Below are 17,038 nucleotides of genomic sequence, written 5' to 3'. Positions count from 1 at the left end.
TAGAAAAGATAAGGAGCGAAACAGGTGAGACAAGAATGCTGCCAGGAAAATGGTGGAGGTGGAGTCGTCAAGTCTATGTCATGGGCACTCGTCTCGACTCGAAACGAAGAGCTAGTAACAATGAGGATGAGTTTCTGATTATCATCACCACCCATGACCCTCAAAATGCTTTAGCAGATTACCGTCGTCGCTGGGGAATTGAAACCCTGTTTGGAGCTCTTAAGACCCGTGGCTTTTGCTTGGAATCGACCCATTTTACCGATAAGGTGCGTTTGTCGAAGCTGCTGGCTCTGTTGGCCATTGGCTTTGTTTGGGCGATGAAAGCGGGTTTATGGCGACATATCCAAAAGCCGATTCGTATCATCAAGGCCCATGGCCGTCGAGCTCGGAGTTTGTTTCGCTATGGCTTTGACTTATTGCGTCGCTTTTTTACCGCTTCTCCCCAATCTCTACTTGAGCCAGAGTTTCACCTCATACAACTTTTGTCCTGTACTTAGGTCACCAATACAAATCAGCAACATTACTCCGGTGAAACCACCTACAGCTACTTTTCCCAGGTAGGGGCACTGGGTTTTTTAATGTTTACCTCAGCAGCAACGGGGATTGCAGTGGCGATCGCCTTTATTCGGGGTTTGACGGGAAATGCCCTCGGTAATTTTTATGTTGATTTGACTTTATCAATCACACGGATTTTACTGCCGATTTCGATTGTGGGGGCGATCGTCCTAGTAATTGCTGGTGTACCGGAGACATTCGCCGGGCCAGCCGTTGCCCAAACCTTAGAAGGTGCAACTCAATACATTGCCCGGGGCCCCGTCGCCCACTTTGAAATCATTAAAGAATTAGGTGAAAATGGCGGCGGCTTTTTTGGGATCAACTCGGCCCACCCCTACGAAAATCCCAATAACTTCGTAAATCTATTTACTAACATTATCATGCTGATCATTCCAGCAGGACTGATTTTGACCTACGGCATTATGGCGCTTAAACCCCGTCAGGGCTGGCTGATTTTTGGCATGGTCTTTATCTTTTATGTTCTTATGGTGGGCATCACTGCTTACGGTGAGTATGTCGGTAATCCGCTGGTGAACAACATTCTGGGTGAACAAGTTCCCAACTTAGAAGGTAAAGAAGTACGCTTTGGCTGGGCACTTACTGCACTCTGGGCAGTGTCTACGACCGGAACTATGTGTGGGGCGGTCAACGGGATGCATGACTCTTTGATGCCCCCTGGTGGGTTTGCCACCCTCTCGGATATATTTCTGCAAATTATTTGGGGGGGACAGGGTACAGGTACCGCCTACCTATTCGTTTTCTTGATTTTGACTGTTTTCCTGACCGGGTTAATGGTTGGACGCACCCCAGAATTTCTCAGCCGCAAAATCGAGAAACGGGAAATTGTCCTTTCTAGCATCATCCTACTGGCTCACCCGATCGCCATTTTGATTCCCGGCGCGGTTACCCTGGCTTTTCCTGAAGCTTTGGCAGGCATCAGTAACCCTGGCTTTCATGGCGTTTCCCAAGTGATTTATGAGTATGCTTCTGCTGCTGCGAATAATGGTTCCGGCTTTGAAGGCTTGGGAGATAACACTCTCTGGTGGAATCTGAGCACGAGCTTTTCGTTAATCGTTGGTCGTTATGTGCCCATCATTGCCCTGATTTATCTGGCCGACAGCATGGCCCAGAAACAATCAGTCCCAGAAACAGCCGGCACTCTTTACACTGACAGCTTTTTATTCACGGGCGTGACCGCAGGCACCATCCTCATTCTTGGAGCATTAACTTTCTTGCCGGTGCTGGCATTGGGACCGATTGCGGAAGGGTTTGCGATCGCCAAAGCCGCCGCTGAAGTTACGGCTGGGCTCTAACCCTTAACGAGCAATTGATTCGCTGAACACCGTTAATCTTTAGTTTTTTAACTCATTACTAGCCATGACCAGTTCCACACAACCCCGCCATCAACCCGGTGGACCCCGCGAGGGGCGACGACACACCCCGAAAGTCGATATGTCAGGTCTTTACCAGCGGGCATTTAAAGAAGCGTTTTACAAACTTGATCCACGGGTGATGATCAAAAACCCTGTCATGTTTGTGGTGTGGGTGGGCACGATCATCACGATTTTGCTGACTTTCAACCCAAATCTCTTTGGCCCTGTGCCGGACAACTCAGTTTTGTTTAATGGTTTAATTGCCATCATCCTGTTCTTTACAGTTGTTTTTGCTAACTTCGCTGAAGCAGTGGCCGAAGGTCGTGGTAAGGCTCAGGCGGATGCGCTGCGCTCTACGAAGTCAGAGACAACTGCTCGCAAAATTTTAGCTAATGGCTCCATTGAGGAGGTTTATTCCGCCAGTTTGAGCCGGGGCGATCGCATCAAAGTCATCGCAGGCGATATTATCCCCGCCGATGGCGAAGTGCTCGACGGCGTTGCCTCCGTGGATGAATCAGCAATTACTGGGGAATCTGCTCCAGTGTTAAAAGAAGCAGGTTCAGAGGTAGCCAGTTCCGTCACGGGTGGCACCAAAATTATTTCCGATGAGCTGATCATTCAAGTAACCGCCGACCCAGGTAAAGGCTTCATTGATCGCATGATTGCCTTAGTCGAAGGAGCCGAACGCAGTAAAACCCCAAACGAAATTGCCCTGACGGTACTACTAGCGGTGCTGACCCTGGTATTTTTAATTGTCGTCGCCACTCTACCGACTCCAGCCGCCTATATTGGCAGTCCCGTCAGCGTAGCCATTTTGATCGCGCTGCTGGTGGCGTTGATTCCCACTACGATTGGTGGACTACTGAGCGCGATCGGCATTGCCGGGATGGACCGCGTCGCACAGTTTAATGTCGTGGCGACTTCTGGTCGAGCGGTGGAAGCCTGCGGCGACATCAATACTCTGGTGTTAGATAAAACTGGCACCATTACCCTAGGTAATCGTCTGGCCGAGGAATTTATTCCTTTGAATGGTCATAGTTTAGAGAAAGTCGCAGCGGTGGCGCTGGCTGCCAGTATCTTTGACACCACCCCTGAAGGAAAGTCCATTGTGCGATTAGCGCAGCAGCAAGGAGCCGCGATCGCTTTCGACAAAGATGCGGCGGAAGCAGTAGACTTCTCTGCCCGTACCCGCATGAGCGGCATAAATTTAACCGATGGTGGCGAAATTCGCAAAGGAGCGGTGGATGCAATTCGCGGCTTTGTAAGATCCCGTGGTGGTACAGTCCCTGAAACTCTAGATCAAGCTTTTGAGAGGGTTTCTCGCTTAGGTGGTACACCCCTTGCCCTCTGTCAAGATGATGAAATTTATGGGGTAATTTACCTAAAAGACATCATCAAATCCGGCATTCATGAACGGTTTGACCAACTGCGACGGATGGGAGTTCGTACCGTCATGTTGACAGGGGATAACCGTATTACCGCTGAAGTGATTGCCCGTGAAGCTGGTGTCGATGACTTTGTTGCTGAGGCTACCCCTGAGGATAAAATTCAGGTCATTCAGGCGGAACAGGCACAAGGCAAACTGGTGGCCATGACAGGGGATGGCACCAACGATGCCCCAGCTTTAGCCCAAGCAAACGTTGGTTTGGCAATGAATTCCGGCACCCAAGCTGCTAAAGAAGCCGCAAACATGGTCGATCTTGACTCTGACCCCACCAAGCTAATTGACCTAGTCACGATTGGTAAGCAATTGCTGATTACGCGCGGCGCGTTGACCACTTTTTCCATTGCCAATGATATTGCTAAATACTTTGCCATTATCCCAGCGATGTTTGCAGCGGCGGGCATCGGCGCCCTCAACATTATGGGGCTGAATAGCCCTCAATCGGCTGTTCTGTCTGCTCTCATCTACAACGCTCTAATTATTCCAGCTCTGATTCCTTTGGCTTTAAAAGGAGTGAAGTTTCGTCCTTTGACAGCTAACCAACTACTGCAGCGCAACATGCTGATTTTTGGTCTGGGTGGAGTCATCGCGCCCTTTATCGCCATCAAGCTTATCGATGTTGTTGTTGGCAGAGTTGGTTTGGCCTAAAGGGCTCTACATCATGGTCTTTTTTCTTCATATACCGTTAATGTCCGAATCTTCGAATGTTCAAGCGTCTAGTAAATCTGAAATATCTTCAGCGGAGCTTACCCCGATGGAAAGTGCTATGACCTCGGCGACTATTTTGATCGTTTACCACGAGAAAGCAACCCGACTAATATTGACGAATTTTCTGCAACCGGAAGGCTACCGCATTTGTGGGGCAGCGAATTGGGAAGCTGCTTTTGAGCAGTTACAACATCAGGCTATTGATCTAGTAATTTTAGATTTCGCCATTGCTCAACAAGTTGAAGGCGGGTGCTTAGGAAAACTACTCTCGCTTTATCCCAGCATCCGCGTGGTGATGATTTGTGACCATTGCAGCTTGGAAGAGGCTGTTGATGCTATGAAACAGGGGGCGGTGGATTTCATTCATGAACCCCATGATTATTTCCAACGTCCCTTTGAGCCTGATCATATTCGCACCGTCGTTGCTGAAGCCTTGAATCGTTCTCCTGCTGCTGGAGTACTCACAGATGACTTTAATGAGCTGATCGAACTAGCCCGCCAGTGTGCTCGACAAAAAGACTTTGACCAAGCCCGCAAGCTTATTGGTGAAGCGATGAAGCAGGCTCCGGAACGGCCAGAGTCTCTTACTTTATTGGGTTTGATTACTGAATATTTGGGCGATCGCCTAGAAGCCCTCAAACTTTACCGAGCTGCCTTGGGACTCGATCCGACCTATCAACCTGCTGACATGAACCTAGAGCGCGCCACCACTAATTTGAAGGCTCGTCCTCGTTTTGACGATGTCCTTTAGCGATAACCGTTCCACCACTCCTAAAAATACACTTGGAGATCTGCTGATGAATAGATTTACCCTACGCCCCTTTGAAATTTGTAATGACTGGCTAGAGCACCTACTACAACGCCGCACCCGGTTTGCTTTGGGGCTGTTTATGGCTCTGTGCTTAAACTTGGCGATCGCCCCTGCCCTCTATGCCGCAACTGGTAGCCTCAGTCGGGGGAATGCCTACGCCCTCGGTCTTCTCGGTCTGGTGGTCATTGGTCTTGCCGCCTATCTCACTACCGTTATTCTGAAACCGGAGAAATTTTGATCATGCTAAAAAGACTCATTAATCAGATCCGCGAACAGATTCGACTCGCTCGAATGAATCGCCAAATCCGCCAAGCAGAACTAGACAGAATTCGCGATCGCCACCGTCGCCGACATCCCGAAAAAAACAAAAATTCTGCTGATTAACTTTCCAACCCTTTCTTTATCAACCTCAATCCCCTTAAAAATCATGATTCAAGAGATTGCCACCAGCATTCGTACTACAGTCTTTCTTTGGTTACTTACTGCTTTGATTTACCCTTTGCTGATTTTCATGATCGGTCAGGGCCTTTTTCCAATCCAAGCCAACGGCAGTCTAATTGTGAATAACCAAGGGCAAGTCATTGGCTCTAGCCTCATCGGTCAAGCCTTTAATAGCGAAGACTATTTCTGGGGTCGCCCTAGCGCAGTCAATTACAGTATCGGCGAAGATGCCGCCCCTACCGGACTATCCGGAGCGACGAACCTAGCTCCCAGTAATCCTGACCTGTTGGCATTGGTTAAGGAAAGAGCCGAAATCCTGCGGGCTGCCGATCTTGAGCCGACTGCTGACCTGCTCTACAGTTCTGGCTCTGGCCTCGACCCCCACCACATTTCTCCTACTAGTGCGATCGCTCAAATCGACCGGATTGCCGCCGCTCGTAATCTTTCCCCTGATGACTTAGAAATCTTAATTGAACAGAATACCGAAGGACAATTCTTAGGAATTTTTGGTGAACCTGCTGTCAACACAGTCACCCTTAATTTGGCCCTTGATCAGCTCTAAAGCTTTGAAAACAGGAACTTTCTAGCCTGTATATTCTCTGACTATCCTCTTGCTCTTTTAGATGTACAATCCTACTGCGATCGCCGCTACTAACTACCAAATACTCCCCCGTCGAGGCAAACACAAAATTTTTATTGGCATGGCCCCTGGAGTTGGTAAAACATACCGAATGCTCGAAGAAGGACATGCCCTTAAGCAAGATGGTGTTGATGTGGTTATTGGCTTATTAGAAGCCCATGGGCGGGAGGAAACAACCCTGAAAGCAGAAGGCTTAGAGCTAATTCCTCGTAAACAAGTTTATTGTCGAAATGTTTTATTGCAAGAAATGGATACCGAGGAAATCTTAAGGCGATCGCCCCAGTTAGTCCTGATAGATGAACTAGCCCACACGAATATACCCGGCTCTAAACAAGAAAAACGTTATCAAGATGTTGAAAAAATTCTAAATGCCGGAATCGATGTCTATTCAACGGTTAATATTCAGCATCTAGAAAGCTTAAATGATCTCGTATATCGCATTTCTGGGGTTGTAGTAAGAGAACGCATTCCCGACCGAATCATTGATGATGCTGATGAAATTGTTGTAGTTGATGTAACCCCAGAAACATTACAAGAACGACTTCAGGAAGGAAAAATTTATGCGCCTGAAAAAATTGATCAAGCTCTACAAAATTTTTTTCGTCGCAGTAATTTAATTGCTTTAAGAGAATTAGCGCTACGTGAAATTGCCGATAACATTGAAGAAGAATCCATTTCTGAAACTAAAAATCTCCATTACAATATTCGAGAACGGGTTTTAGTATGTATTTCAACTTACCCAAATTCTATTCAGCTTTTACGCCGGGGCGCTCGAATTGCCAATCATATGAATGGACAATTGTTTGTGTTATTTGTAGCACCTGCGGGTAAATTTTTATCAAAATCAGAAGCATTACATATCGAGACATGCAAACGATTATGTCAAGAATTTACAGGGGAATTATTAAGGATAGAATCACCGAATATTGTTACCACAATCGTCAAAATCGCAACCCAAGAACGTATTACTCAAATTGTTTTAGGGGAAACTCATCGCTCCCGATTTCAATTATTATTCAAAGGCTCTATTGTACAGCAGCTAATGAGAGCATTACCCCAAGTTGATATACATATCATTGCCAATAATTAAAATTCAACTAACTGGACAAGAGAACGCACTTAAACAGCAAGCATCGATTATAAAAAGTATCGTCTCAATCCTCTATTCAGAAGATATCCTGATGAAAGCAAAGCCGTAAAGATTGCTCGAAAATTCAAGCATCTCCCCCCAAAGGCGGCGTTTTTTTATGTTTTTATGAGAGTCCAAGATAAGGGACAAGATAAATTTGAATTCCGGGGACGGACGGGGGCGATCGCATAACCTCTACTGCTTCTAATGATTTTGATGCTCAAAAAAATGAAGAAGATCAATAACCATGACCTTGCCTCCAGGATCCGTTTTCCAATTTTTTTAACCTGCGGAATGTAGGAATTAGGGTAGCGCGAAAGTACGGGTATGTAAATTATTTTGTGCAAGCGGTCAAAATCAATAAATCAGTAACGAGATCGTAAGGTACGAAAAAATAGAAATAGACCAGTAGAGCCGATACCCTGATTGAGGGAGTTTCATCCGGAATAGAGCTTTAAATCTTCGAGGTCATAGGTTCTAAATTTGGAGTCAGCAGTTACCAAAGTTAGGGAATGATTAATTGCTTGGGCAATGAGAATTCGATCAAAGGGATCGCGGTGGTCACGGTTTAGGGGTAGGTTCCGATATTGAATTAGATCATCTCGACTCAGATTTAAAGTATTGACCCTCAGAAAATCTATTTGCTCTAAAATGTCGTGATAATTGGAGTCTGCTGGCAGTTTACCAATATTGAACTTAATCGCTATTTCCCAGAGACTAGCGATACTTAAATTTAGATTTTCTCTCTGATCGAGAATCACTTTAATCTCAGGACTTAGCCTTTTATCGGCGGCTAAATACCAGAGCAAAATATGGGTATCAAGCAGGTACATTTACATATACTCCGCCAACTCTTCTAGGGGTTCGTCAAAATCGTCGGGAACCACCAATTTTCCGGCTAAACTACCATAACCGTACTTTTTCTCTGTTTGGTTAACTGGTGGCTGAGAATTTTTGAGATACTTTTGAGCAAGGAACTCGATAAAGTCTTCGACTTGCTTTTTTATTCCTGGAGGTAAGGCATTATATTTTTCAAGAATTGAAGGGTTCATGGCTAAATACTTTCCATTAAATAGATTCAGTCTTCTATAAATCCGGTGTGGCTTGGATATAGGTGGCGGGAATCCCCGTGATGTCTTGGCAGTTTTCAACGAATTGACGGGCATTAGCGGTAGTGCCAAAGCCAATCACGAATGGTAGGCATAGTTTTTTGCATAGGCTTCTTGGGTAGTTCGGTAAACGGTTGCCTCTGGGATTGTGCCATTCTCGGAATCGAAGATAAGGGAGACGGGTTTTAGGTAGAGTTTCTTCGCTGTTTTCATCGAGTTCACTGGCTTTGACCATGGCGGCGGCAATACTTTGGGATTTGCCTAAGGTTTATGGGGCGGTTCCCGGAAATTCTCAGGACTGGCGATTGCTGCAAAATTCTTGACACTTCCGGGAGGCGTGATCCTCCAAATGGTTATAATTTTTTGCCTGTTTTGTCCGTTTAGGCATACCCGTTTACTTTTTTGTCATACTCTTAGACAAATTTTAAACCGACAAAGGCGATCGCCTCACAGACTCAAATAATTAGCACTACCATCGTTCCCGGTTGTGTGGAGGTATCTGGAAGTGATTGCAATGTTGCCATGCCCAAGGGATTCACTGAGTAAATGCAAATCGCACCCGTTCTTAAGGGAGTGTGTCGCGTGACTATGGCGGAGATAGTGGGGGGAAACCTTAACCCCAACGCGATCGCCCATAGCCCTGATAACCCGGTAAACCTGAACCCGTGAAAGCTTGCCTCCATTGTTTCCCTTGCGACTGCTGAAAACATAAGCAGAATCATTCCGTAGGGCTTCCAGTTCGTCCCATAAACCAGTGGGAACCACGATAAACCGCACCTTGTCACCTTTCCCCATCACCTTTAATTTCAGCCCGTCGTCAGTTTGGATGAAGTCATCCCAGCGGATATTAATCAACTCACTCACCCGAACCCCCAACAGGTACAGAGTCTTGATGATCAGTTCATTCCGTAGCGTATCAGCATTTATGGCCATGGCCTTAACCTTGGGCTTGCTGACAATTCTCGCTACCCGACAGTCATTTTCCTTCGGTTGTTTGAGCAGTTTGGCAGGATTCAGTTGAATATAGCCCGTGGCATGGCAGAACCCAAACAATGAACGAATGACGGCAATCTTATTCCGTTTCGTATTTTGGGATTGCTCCTCCAGCGAATCGAGCCAGTCCAGCAAATCATCAAGGGTGACTTGGTTTAATGGTTTGGCGATCGCCCCCATGAATCCCCGGACGATATAGAAATAAGTTTTCTGGGTAGCGGGTGACTTTTGAGTAGCCCAACGCTGGAGAATTTCTGAATCAGTGGTAGCGGTGGTGAGCTTCGGTGGTTTCGGTCGGGAAAGGGGAGCGAGTGTCATGGGTTTTTGTTGGGTAAGTGAAAGTAACAAAACCAAAATTTAGTTACTTTCATGCGTTTTTAAAATGAGCCAGTTTTTTTGTCATGATTTAGGACTTGCGATTAGTCGTTGTGATATTGCTCTGTTTTTTGTCGAATTTGAGTGAAAAATTCATCTCCCCATCTATCTTCAATCTTGGCCCATACCATGAACAGTTCTGCCTGCGTTGCATTGCTTACTTCCTTACCTAGATATTTCTGTACTATTTTTTGCAGAGAAGGTGAGTGAATATATTTTCGGATCTCTCTAACGATTTCTGCTTCCTCTAGATTAGGAACAATTGTCTCTGGTGATGATTTAGTGATTATTGGTTGTGGATTGAGATAACGAGTGAAAGCGTCATGCCAGTATGCGATAAATATAACGCCGAAGTAAATCCCGCCAAAAAGAAACGCACCGCTAATTAAAATATCTAAGATTTGAGGCATTTTTCGGCAGTCAGCTCACGGAACTAAAAATGCAGTACTCAAAAGGTTAGATCCTTTACGGTGTCTTGTCTGTAGCTTTGAGACAACATTACATTTTGCTGATGATCTAATGTTTACAGAATACCAGTAAACCAGATTTACAGAATGCCAGATTTATGGTTTTGGCATATTTTTTTATAAATCACGTACAATCAAATTGTCTTTAAAACCAGATAACCAGAAATGCAGATTATTACTGTTACTGGATACAAAGGCGGAGTAGGCAAATCAACAAGCGCAATTCATATCGCTGCCTACCTTGCCCGAAACCAGAAAACCATATTGATTGATGGCGACCCGAACCGAACGGCTTTGAATTGGAGCCAGCGGGGAGAGATGCCTTTTACAGTTGCTGATGAAAGACAGGCGATGCGCTTAATTACGGGCCATGACTTTGCCGTGATTGATACTCCAGCACGCCCAAATAGTGATGACCTTCAAGAATTGGCTAAGGGTTGCGACCTACTCATCTTGCCAACGACCCCGGATGTGGTGAGCCTAGAACCCATGCTGGCGATCGCCAATGATGTGGGAGATGCAAAATATCGAGCGTTACTAACCATTGTGCCACCCTACCCTAGCAAGGAAGGGGAAACGATGCGTAATGAGTTAATCGCAAACGGTGTCCCTACTTTTCAAAGCTTGATTCGCCGTAGTGCTGCTTTTCAAAAAGCGGCTTTAGCTGGTAAACCACTAAACCAGATGTCTGGTAGGGATAGAATCCCTTGGAATGACTTTGAGGCACTGGGTAAAGAAATTATAGAGGTACTAAGAAAATGAGCGGCAAATTTGGAGACATCATCGGCAGAGCAAAACAAACCAGTAAACCAGATAACCAGATATCTGACCAACAAAATAATCAGCAATCCGATCAGTCTACCGAGACCGAAAAAATGGTGAATCTTTGTGTGAAGGTTCCCAAGTCTCTCCGGCAGCATTGGGCGGCAGAGGCTAAACGAAACGGCATCACCATGACAGAAGTAATCATTGATGCTCTTAACCAGAAGTTTGGCAAACCATAAAACCAGATTTAATGCTATGGTCGCTTTTCTTTTGACGAAATGACCCCATAAAACCCCAGATTTTTCGTTGGGATTGTAGTTCAAAGAGCTGGGTGAATCTCCTTTTATTCAGGCAGGATGCAGTCGAAGCGGCTCTATCCCGCCGTTTCCTTTTAAACCAGTGGGAAAAGGCATCGGTGGGCAACCTCACCACAGTCATCAGGGCGATGCAGGATTTAGAGGAAATTATCGATGATGTCCCGGCGGCGATCGCCTCTTGCTAGAAGCTAAATGACCGGGTTAGAGGCTGTTTCATTTTGACTCTGCTGTCCGAAATGGAGGTAAAGGGGTTGAAGTAATAGGCGTTTGCTTAAGTTCAGTCATTGATAGGCTTGAGCTAATTTTTCTGTAACCTCTGAAAATAGCGTGGCTCGATAAAACCGCTCACTTGTCGATTGACAAGTAAAAAAATAGCACCTATCTTGGAATCAAGACATGAATCGAAATCGACATCCCAATAAAGAAATCGAAGCGGCGCTGGAGTACGCAGAAGCTAACGGCTGGAGAGTGGAAATAGGCGGCGGGCATTGTTGGGGAAGACTCCTATGCCCCGAAAACAAGGGCTGTCGCAATCGCCTGTTTTGCGCTAATTTGATTTGGTCTACGCCGAAAAATCCTCAAGGTCATGCCAGAAATATTCGTAAATGGGTTGATGGTTGTGATGAGAATAGGGAATGAACAAAGGACTAAAACCATGAAATACTATAACTTTGAGCTATCTTTCAGGCTCCCTGGTGTCAATACAAACCCTGAGCAATACTTAGACGCACTATTTGAGGCTGGCTGTGACGATGCAATGATTGGTATTGGCCGTAATGGGTTTATAGGAGCTGACTTTAGTCGGGAATCTGAATCTTTAGAGTTAGCTGTTGAGTCCGCAATTAAAGATATCGAGAGCGCTATTCCCGGAGCTGTACTGATTGAGGCTGGGCCAGATTTAGTCGGGGCTTCAGATATTGCTGCTATTCTCGGATGTAGTCGCCAGAATATTAGACAGCACCTGACAATGGCTGATGAAAACGGCCCTATTCCTGTATACCAAGGTAAACGCGACCTGTGGCATCTTGCAGAAGTTCTGATCTGGTTACGAGATGCTAAAGGGTTAAAAATTGAACCTGAACTAATAGAAGTCGCGGCTTACGTGATGACATTCAACTCGAATTGCCAGTCTAAAAAACCAAAAAGTAGCGGCCCTGGCTTAATCATCTATGGTCAACTACAAGCCTTTTTTACGAATCCGATTCACGCCTGAGAGCGATTTATAAAGAAGGCTCCTCGGCGTAATAATTTTTCTTATGGTCGCCGCCCGCTTTGGCTGAACTTACCCTCAAAAGTTTCAACACATTCAAAAATCCTCTCAATTTTCCGACCTAAGGAAATCAGTCTCCGATAGCGGCGATTTTGCCTCCGTCAGAAGAAAACCTCCAGAGGTGCGTCAGGTGTGGGGAGCTCTTCAATAGCAGTGCTGATTCTTCTGGCTGTATGGAGATATCGGAAACATCTAAAGTTTTGTCTCCATACAGGGCGGCATCAAATCTTCGCTGAAATTCCTCGGAACACCCAATCTCATTTATTCGTTTCCAGAAGGAGTCGATGATATATCGACGTATGACAGCCTGTTGTTCCTTAATGATGCCTGGGGTCTCTTCTATGACCTGGTTGGCAAAGGTCATTGATTCTCGTTCCAGGAAATGGCTGAGTTCTGGTGTCACTACTGTTTGTGTTGGTTGATGGGTGACCAAGGCGATCGCCTGTTTGTAGGTTTTATTTTCCTGGCGCACGAAATACCAGACTTGCTCCAGTAAAGCTGTCTGGGCTGGGGTGAATTCCTCGGTGTTGAGATCAATGGCCAAAGCCCCCAAGACTTGGTTAAGTTTGGTCATTGAGGTTTGGTATTGGGTGATGATGTCTTGTTTATTCATGGGTCAATGCCTCAAAAGGTGTCCTTCGCAAATAATCTGGGGCTAAAACAGGGTGCCCCATCCGCCTCAATCTCTTCTCCGTCTCTGCTGAATTTTTCCAAGCGTGACAGTGCTTGTGAGTCTTCCAAGGATGAAGGAGAAAGACTGTTAATCAGGGCGGTCAGTTGGTTGATTTCCTGGGATAGTCGCCGGATTGATAGTTCCGCCTGACGCTGAATCTGTTCTGGTGTAGCGTCTTGTTTTTGCAGGATGCGGGGATAATGCAAAATCAGAAGGGCATCTGCCAGTTCTTTTTGCAGGCTCCGACCCTCGCTCTGTTTTAGGTCTTCTAGGATCTGCCGCAGGGGACTATTTGCCTCACTGCGGAAAAAGTGTTGTTTGCTCATTTTTTTCATTGCTTCTATTGTTTATAGGCTGTGTAAAAGTCCGTAACCATCCACCAAACGACAAGCCATCACCCGGTCTTTGATGCCTGATTTCACCAGTCCCCGCACCAGATGATTAGCCCAACTCACCTTTCCTGATAGATGACTGGTAATTTCCTGCTTCAGGAGGAGTGCTGCGCCGCCACCACACACCACATAGTCCACAGGTTTTTGTTCTGCCAGAAAGTCCTGGATTTGTTGCCAGTAGAGGGGAAGGCAGTTTTCCATGGCCTGGTGCACTGCTCTATCGTGATGCTTACCTGTGAAAATCATTTCGGCCAGGGTAATTTCATCTTTATGGCCTGTGCGACGCTGCATTTCTTGCACAAGCCAACGAAAGCCGAGGTTATTGGTCACTGATTCCGCTACTAGGGGAGAACCTTTGTCGGTCACCAGCCATGAGGCATTGCGATGGCCAATCACCAACACTGCCACCCGTCCTGACCGGGGATTAATTTTGCTTGGTAATCCCTGGAGAAAGAGTCCTGCTCCCTCTGGACAGATGGTGATTTCATTGATGTCTAATGAAAGTAATCGCCCACAGCATTCAAACCGCTCCTGGGCAGCAACGAGACTCTCCTCTAGGTGGTCTTTTGTGACATATTCGTCCAAGGGCAGCAGAATCCCCAGGTCTATGGTTGGTGATTCCTGAAGCTGAGTTTGGATATGGGATAGGACTCCCAGAATTTTGTACAGAGCCTTGATGTATTTCAGGTCATTGTTGCGCACCGCAGAACCCTGAAACTTCTTGGCACCGGCACCCAGAAGATAGCAGGCATCGCCATGGGATACCCAAGCATTCTCCACATGGGTATACCCCATCATCCACCCAGAGGAGCGTAGGTAGTCTGGGGGCACTGCCGCGCAATAGGGGGACATCACAAAACATTGGGTAGAAGCATTCTCTAGGCAATAGGCTACCTTCGTGGCACTACTACCGGGATTAATAACAATTTTGAGTTTAGACATAATTTATTCCTCCTACTGATGAAGAGGAATTGCCCTGAACAGCACGGATAGAAGTGATTTATTTGTTACACAACTTCATAATGGTTCGTCTGTAAAAGCTGTGATTGTCTTGGGCTGGTCTTGGTTCGGGGGGGGCGAATTTTTGCTGAGAATTTTCTCTTATTGATGCTTAGGCTGAAAAGTAAACTTGTATTACTGTTTACTCTGATGGTTAATTGCTGGTTATCCGCTGGGGGTTGGGTGGTATTTTGCTAACATCTGGATAGGTCAAAACAGATTTCATTCGCAATAGTTGTTGAATAATCCCGGTTTCTTGAGAATTGCCAGCAAACAACAGGCAATAAGCCACCTAGCCATGGGCAAAGCGCCATCAACTTCTGACTGTCTAGCCACGGAATCAGAAGCACGCTCTGCCGTTTATCCTCTAGTCAAACCAAGGAAATTTCCCCACACCTTATACACCTCCGGAGGTTTTTTCTGGCGGAGGCAAAATCGCTGCTATCGGAAACTGATTTCCTTGGGTCGGAAAATGGCAGAAATTTTTGAATGTGTTGGCGATCGCCCATACAACTTTGAAAAAAGTGAGTAATCAAAACAGATATTTTGTTCGTTTCAGTCGTAATGCCTATTGAAATAGGAGGCCCGTATTCTATATCCTTGCCATGGGCATCGGGTCGTTCACCAGCGAGGCCATCTAATGTCCTATCAGCCGCCCTTCACCATTACCCCCCAAATCATTAACCAGATCAGTATTATCTCTCAGTAGATCGGGGCACTCGACCATTCGCCTCTTACCTCCTCCCCAGCGAAAGCCTGATCAAATAGCACCCCATTCATTTGCTTTATGCTGGATATCATTAATACAACCCTGCGCCAAAACCTGACATCCTCCAGTCCACTATCAACAACAAAAAATAACCCAGGCGATCAAGTAAATGATCAAGCCGATCAAGTAAGCGATCAAGTAAAACAACTCCTTGCCATTATGGATGACCAATTTTGGAGCACTAATGCTCTAATGGAATCTTTTTCTCTCACCCGTAAACCCACCTTCCGCAAAAACTATCTCTATCCCGCGATCCAGGCTGGGCTAGTGGTGATGAAATATCCGGATAATCCCCGTCATCCCCAGCAAAAGTACAAAAAGGTAGATGGGTAAGTTTGTCGCTATGCCAGGAATAGCATCACCTCCAACGAAATTACAAGCATCAATCGAACTCCTGGCGCTAGACGCAGCGTATCTCTTTGCCCCTGGTGCAAGATGCGAGTGGTTGAAAAGTGTACCCAGTTGTAAGGATGGATCGCTAACAGTGGGACGTTTCAGTCCCGTAGTCGGGATTTAGTGGTTGGAAAGTTGAGTTCCCAGGAGCATTAAAATTTAACATTCATGAATCGTAATTGTATTTTATCCGCTACTACCCATACTCTAACTATGACTCAACAACAGACAGCCTGTTCTTCAGTAATAACATCAGAACAAGTTCTTGAAACGCTGAGGAACTATCCCAATCTCTTTGAAAAATTTAGTATTAAAACTCTGGCATTATTTGGGTCAACTGCTCATAATCAAGCCACAGCGACCAGTGACTTAGACTTTGTTGTTGAATTTCAAAATGAAACAACCCTTAGCTTGTACATGGACTTAAAGTTTTTCCTGGAAGAATTATTTAATAAACCGGTTGACTTAGCAACCAAAAAGTCTTTAAAAGAAATCATTCGTGAACAAGTATTGAATGAGGCTAAATATGTCTAGGAGCCTTAAGCTTTACCTCAATGATATTCTAACAAGCATTGACAAAATCCAGGAATATAGTGAGGGTCTGGAAAAAGAAGCATTCTTAAAGCACTCACTTATCTTTGATGCAGTGACCCTTAACCTACAAATCATTGGAGAAGCCAGCAAGAAAATCCCAGAACAAATCCGAAATCAGTATCCACATATTCCATGGCGAAACATCATTGGCCTGAGAAACATTATTGCCCACACGTACTTTTACTTGGACGAAGACATTCTTTGGCACACTATCCAGCATGAACTGGAACCACTACAAAAGTGCATCCAGGAACTCTGGGATAAAGAAGCATAACTAACCAAGGCAAAACAGAAAACAGTTTAACCTTTGTCCTCCAACTTCCCGATGCAGTAAACCATAGTCATCATCGACATCAATGTCCAAGTACCATCAAAGCCTACGTTAATTCGATGGCGGAATTCAGCCTCAGACTCATTGGCGTTATATGCCTTAATGAGTTCCATGTAGTCACGGTAAACCCAGTAACTCCAAAAGATAGTAGAGGCCAGGAAGAATAAGGTAAAGAAACGAAACAAGTTTTAAGAAATATGTTTCAGTCCCGTGGTCGGGATTTAGTGGTTGGAAAGTTTTTGGTCGGATATCTCCGCCGATGAAGTGTCCGGGTTTCAGTCCCGTGGTCGGGATTTAGTGGTTGGAAAGCTCAGTGGCAAGGACTAATTCAGCCCCATTGGTCAAGTTTCAGTCCCGTGATCGGGATTTAGTGGTTGGAAAGTCCAGCTCCTTAATGGCAATCTGCAAAAACTCGATGTTTCAGTCCCGTGGTCGGGATTTAGTGGTTGGAAAGTAGCCCAAGTGTGACCCCACTGGGAAACGACGCTGT

22 protein-coding genes and 1 pseudogene are annotated in these 17,038 nt (G+C 45.7%); 15 read left to right on the top strand and 8 right to left on the bottom strand.

The window, feature by feature from the left end; genetic code table 11:
* The 8 genes and pseudogenes from AACR41_RS01130 to AACR41_RS01095 form a co-directional block, all read left to right on the top strand.
* Nucleotides 1–497, top strand: a 497-nt coding sequence (locus AACR41_RS01130) for a transposase (RefSeq protein WP_030008190.1), incomplete at its 5' end; no start/stop codon positions are given.
* Nucleotides 498–1,868 (top strand): annotated as a pseudogene (gene kdpA, locus AACR41_RS01125) (potassium-transporting ATPase subunit KdpA); the annotation flags it as partial.
* Between the two features lie 64 nt (nucleotides 1,869–1,932).
* A complete protein-coding gene (gene kdpB, locus AACR41_RS01120; RefSeq protein ID WP_030008188.1) occupies nucleotides 1,933–4,020 on the top strand; it encodes a potassium-transporting ATPase subunit KdpB in 2,088 nt (695 codons plus the stop codon).
* A 106-nt stretch (nucleotides 4,021–4,126) separates the two neighbouring features.
* Nucleotides 4,127–4,831, top strand: coding sequence for a response regulator (locus tag AACR41_RS01115; RefSeq protein ID WP_339367617.1), 705 nt, complete (start codon nucleotides 4,127–4,129; stop codon nucleotides 4,829–4,831).
* A gap of 46 nt (nucleotides 4,832–4,877) precedes the next feature.
* Nucleotides 4,878–5,129, top strand: a complete 252-nt coding sequence (locus AACR41_RS01110; RefSeq protein WP_030008186.1) for a potassium-transporting ATPase subunit F — start codon at nucleotides 4,878–4,880, stop codon at nucleotides 5,127–5,129.
* Nucleotides 5,130–5,131: 2 nt separating this feature from the next.
* Nucleotides 5,132–5,275: a hypothetical protein gene (locus AACR41_RS01105; protein WP_156785490.1), complete on the top strand. Its 144-nt coding sequence runs from the start codon at nucleotides 5,132–5,134 to the stop codon at nucleotides 5,273–5,275.
* Nucleotides 5,276–5,318: 43 nt separating this feature from the next.
* Complete coding sequence (kdpC, locus tag AACR41_RS01100) at nucleotides 5,319–5,894, top strand: K(+)-transporting ATPase subunit C (protein ID WP_030008185.1); 576 nt, start codon at nucleotides 5,319–5,321, stop codon at nucleotides 5,892–5,894.
* Nucleotides 5,895–5,955: 61 nt separating this feature from the next.
* On the top strand, nucleotides 5,956–7,062 hold the full coding sequence (locus AACR41_RS01095) for a sensor protein KdpD (RefSeq protein ID WP_030008184.1): 1,107 nt from the start codon (nucleotides 5,956–5,958) through the stop codon (nucleotides 7,060–7,062).
* A 476-nt stretch (nucleotides 7,063–7,538) separates the two neighbouring features.
* Here AACR41_RS01095 and AACR41_RS01090 read toward each other — a convergent pair whose 3' ends face one another.
* The 5 genes from AACR41_RS01090 to AACR41_RS01070 form a co-directional block, all read right to left on the bottom strand.
* Complete coding sequence (locus AACR41_RS01090; protein WP_030008183.1) at nucleotides 7,539–7,934, bottom strand: type II toxin-antitoxin system VapC family toxin; 396 nt, start codon at nucleotides 7,932–7,934, stop codon at nucleotides 7,539–7,541.
* The gene (gene vapB, locus AACR41_RS01085; RefSeq protein WP_030008182.1) at nucleotides 7,935–8,153 is read right to left on the bottom strand and encodes a type II toxin-antitoxin system VapB family antitoxin; all 219 of its coding nucleotides are present in this window, start codon (nucleotides 8,151–8,153) and stop codon (nucleotides 7,935–7,937) included.
* Between the two features lie 34 nt (nucleotides 8,154–8,187).
* Nucleotides 8,188–8,445, bottom strand: a complete 258-nt coding sequence (locus AACR41_RS01080; protein WP_161768751.1) for a hypothetical protein — start codon at nucleotides 8,443–8,445, stop codon at nucleotides 8,188–8,190.
* Nucleotides 8,446–8,657: 212 nt separating this feature from the next.
* Nucleotides 8,658–9,521, bottom strand: coding sequence for a tyrosine-type recombinase/integrase (locus AACR41_RS01075; RefSeq protein ID WP_030008181.1), 864 nt, complete (start codon nucleotides 9,519–9,521; stop codon nucleotides 8,658–8,660).
* Nucleotides 9,522–9,622: 101 nt separating this feature from the next.
* Nucleotides 9,623–9,988, bottom strand: coding sequence for a hypothetical protein (locus tag AACR41_RS01070; protein WP_030008180.1), 366 nt, complete (start codon nucleotides 9,986–9,988; stop codon nucleotides 9,623–9,625).
* Between the two features lie 222 nt (nucleotides 9,989–10,210).
* Here AACR41_RS01070 and AACR41_RS01065 point away from each other — a divergent pair, with 222 nt between their 5' ends.
* The 4 genes from AACR41_RS01065 to AACR41_RS01050 all read left to right on the top strand — a co-directional run bounded on the left by AACR41_RS01065 (nucleotide 10,211) and on the right by AACR41_RS01050 (nucleotide 12,340).
* Nucleotides 10,211–10,807 (top strand): ParA family protein, encoded by a 597-nt coding sequence (locus AACR41_RS01065; protein ID WP_030008179.1) that lies wholly within the window; start codon nucleotides 10,211–10,213, stop codon nucleotides 10,805–10,807.
* Complete coding sequence (locus AACR41_RS01060; RefSeq protein WP_030008178.1) at nucleotides 10,804–11,049, top strand: hypothetical protein; 246 nt, start codon at nucleotides 10,804–10,806, stop codon at nucleotides 11,047–11,049. The genes AACR41_RS01065 and AACR41_RS01060 overlap by 4 nt, the downstream gene beginning before the upstream one ends.
* Nucleotides 11,050–11,141: 92 nt before the next feature.
* Nucleotides 11,142–11,312, top strand: coding sequence for a hypothetical protein (locus AACR41_RS01055; protein WP_198158738.1), 171 nt, complete (start codon nucleotides 11,142–11,144; stop codon nucleotides 11,310–11,312).
* A 470-nt stretch (nucleotides 11,313–11,782) separates the two neighbouring features.
* Nucleotides 11,783–12,340, top strand: coding sequence for a helix-turn-helix transcriptional regulator (locus AACR41_RS01050; protein ID WP_223209978.1), 558 nt, complete (start codon nucleotides 11,783–11,785; stop codon nucleotides 12,338–12,340).
* 127 nt (nucleotides 12,341–12,467) lie between these two features.
* Here the strand turns inward: AACR41_RS01050 and AACR41_RS01045 are convergent, their stop codons facing one another.
* The 3 genes from AACR41_RS01045 to AACR41_RS01035 are packed head-to-tail and all read right to left on the bottom strand — an operon-like array spanning nucleotide 12,468 to nucleotide 14,404.
* Entirely contained in the window at nucleotides 12,468–13,010 is a 543-nt protein-coding gene (locus tag AACR41_RS01045; RefSeq protein WP_030008176.1) for a hypothetical protein, read from the bottom strand.
* Nucleotides 13,011–13,021: 11 nt separating this feature from the next.
* Nucleotides 13,022–13,396, bottom strand: a complete 375-nt coding sequence (locus AACR41_RS01040; protein ID WP_084150035.1) for a hypothetical protein — start codon at nucleotides 13,394–13,396, stop codon at nucleotides 13,022–13,024.
* A 21-nt stretch (nucleotides 13,397–13,417) separates the two neighbouring features.
* A complete protein-coding gene (locus AACR41_RS01035) occupies nucleotides 13,418–14,404 on the bottom strand; it encodes a ParM/StbA family protein (RefSeq protein WP_030008174.1) in 987 nt (328 codons plus the stop codon).
* A gap of 844 nt (nucleotides 14,405–15,248) precedes the next feature.
* Here AACR41_RS01035 and AACR41_RS01030 point away from each other — a divergent pair.
* The 3 genes from AACR41_RS01030 to AACR41_RS01020 all read left to right on the top strand — a co-directional run bounded on the left by AACR41_RS01030 (nucleotide 15,249) and on the right by AACR41_RS01020 (nucleotide 16,491).
* On the top strand, nucleotides 15,249–15,563 hold the full coding sequence (locus tag AACR41_RS01030; RefSeq protein WP_030008172.1) for a Fic family protein: 315 nt from the start codon (nucleotides 15,249–15,251) through the stop codon (nucleotides 15,561–15,563).
* A 273-nt stretch (nucleotides 15,564–15,836) separates the two neighbouring features.
* Nucleotides 15,837–16,157 (top strand): nucleotidyltransferase family protein, encoded by a 321-nt coding sequence (locus tag AACR41_RS01025; RefSeq protein WP_030008171.1) that lies wholly within the window; start codon nucleotides 15,837–15,839, stop codon nucleotides 16,155–16,157.
* Nucleotides 16,150–16,491: a HepT-like ribonuclease domain-containing protein gene (locus AACR41_RS01020; protein ID WP_030008170.1), complete on the top strand. Its 342-nt coding sequence runs from the start codon at nucleotides 16,150–16,152 to the stop codon at nucleotides 16,489–16,491. The genes AACR41_RS01025 and AACR41_RS01020 overlap by 8 nt, the downstream gene beginning before the upstream one ends.
* Nucleotides 16,492–17,038: the final 547 nt, after the last annotated feature.

The sequence above is a fragment of the Picosynechococcus sp. NKBG042902 genome (assembly GCF_963864045.1).
Lineage (GTDB): Bacteria > Cyanobacteriota > Cyanobacteriia > Cyanobacteriales > MRBY01 > MRBY01.
This window is presented reverse-complemented; position numbering and strand designations above follow the sequence as displayed.

What these genes read in the sequence shown, in the direction of transcription:
- kdpB (WP_030008188.1), top strand. Translation starts at nt 1,933, where the DNA reads ATGACCAGTTCCACACAACCCCGCCATCAACCCGGTGGACCCCGCGAG.
- AACR41_RS01115 (WP_339367617.1), top strand. Translation starts at nt 4,127, where the DNA reads ATGGAAAGTGCTATGACCTCGGCGACTATTTTGATCGTTTACCACGAG.
- AACR41_RS01110 (WP_030008186.1), top strand. Translation starts at nt 4,878, where the DNA reads ATGAATAGATTTACCCTACGCCCCTTTGAAATTTGTAATGACTGGCTA.
- AACR41_RS01105 (WP_156785490.1), top strand. Translation starts at nt 5,132, where the DNA reads ATGCTAAAAAGACTCATTAATCAGATCCGCGAACAGATTCGACTCGCT.
- kdpC (WP_030008185.1), top strand. Translation starts at nt 5,319, where the DNA reads ATGATTCAAGAGATTGCCACCAGCATTCGTACTACAGTCTTTCTTTGG.
- AACR41_RS01095 (WP_030008184.1), top strand. Translation starts at nt 5,956, where the DNA reads ATGTACAATCCTACTGCGATCGCCGCTACTAACTACCAAATACTCCCC.
- AACR41_RS01090 (WP_030008183.1), bottom strand. Translation starts at nt 7,934, where the DNA reads ATGTACCTGCTTGATACCCATATTTTGCTCTGGTATTTAGCCGCCGAT.
- vapB (WP_030008182.1), bottom strand. Translation starts at nt 8,153, where the DNA reads ATGAACCCTTCAATTCTTGAAAAATATAATGCCTTACCTCCAGGAATA.
- AACR41_RS01080 (WP_161768751.1), bottom strand. Translation starts at nt 8,445, where the DNA reads ATGGTCAAAGCCAGTGAACTCGATGAAAACAGCGAAGAAACTCTACCT.
- AACR41_RS01075 (WP_030008181.1), bottom strand. Translation starts at nt 9,521, where the DNA reads ATGACACTCGCTCCCCTTTCCCGACCGAAACCACCGAAGCTCACCACC.
- AACR41_RS01070 (WP_030008180.1), bottom strand. Translation starts at nt 9,988, where the DNA reads ATGCCTCAAATCTTAGATATTTTAATTAGCGGTGCGTTTCTTTTTGGC.
- AACR41_RS01065 (WP_030008179.1), top strand. Translation starts at nt 10,211, where the DNA reads ATGCAGATTATTACTGTTACTGGATACAAAGGCGGAGTAGGCAAATCA.
- AACR41_RS01060 (WP_030008178.1), top strand. Translation starts at nt 10,804, where the DNA reads ATGAGCGGCAAATTTGGAGACATCATCGGCAGAGCAAAACAAACCAGT.
- AACR41_RS01050 (WP_223209978.1), top strand. Translation starts at nt 11,783, where the DNA reads ATGAAATACTATAACTTTGAGCTATCTTTCAGGCTCCCTGGTGTCAAT.
- AACR41_RS01045 (WP_030008176.1), bottom strand. Translation starts at nt 13,010, where the DNA reads ATGAATAAACAAGACATCATCACCCAATACCAAACCTCAATGACCAAA.
- AACR41_RS01040 (WP_084150035.1), bottom strand. Translation starts at nt 13,396, where the DNA reads ATGAGCAAACAACACTTTTTCCGCAGTGAGGCAAATAGTCCCCTGCGG.
- AACR41_RS01035 (WP_030008174.1), bottom strand. Translation starts at nt 14,404, where the DNA reads ATGTCTAAACTCAAAATTGTTATTAATCCCGGTAGTAGTGCCACGAAG.
- AACR41_RS01030 (WP_030008172.1), top strand. Translation starts at nt 15,249, where the DNA reads ATGCTGGATATCATTAATACAACCCTGCGCCAAAACCTGACATCCTCC.
- AACR41_RS01025 (WP_030008171.1), top strand. Translation starts at nt 15,837, where the DNA reads ATGACTCAACAACAGACAGCCTGTTCTTCAGTAATAACATCAGAACAA.
- AACR41_RS01020 (WP_030008170.1), top strand. Translation starts at nt 16,150, where the DNA reads ATGTCTAGGAGCCTTAAGCTTTACCTCAATGATATTCTAACAAGCATT.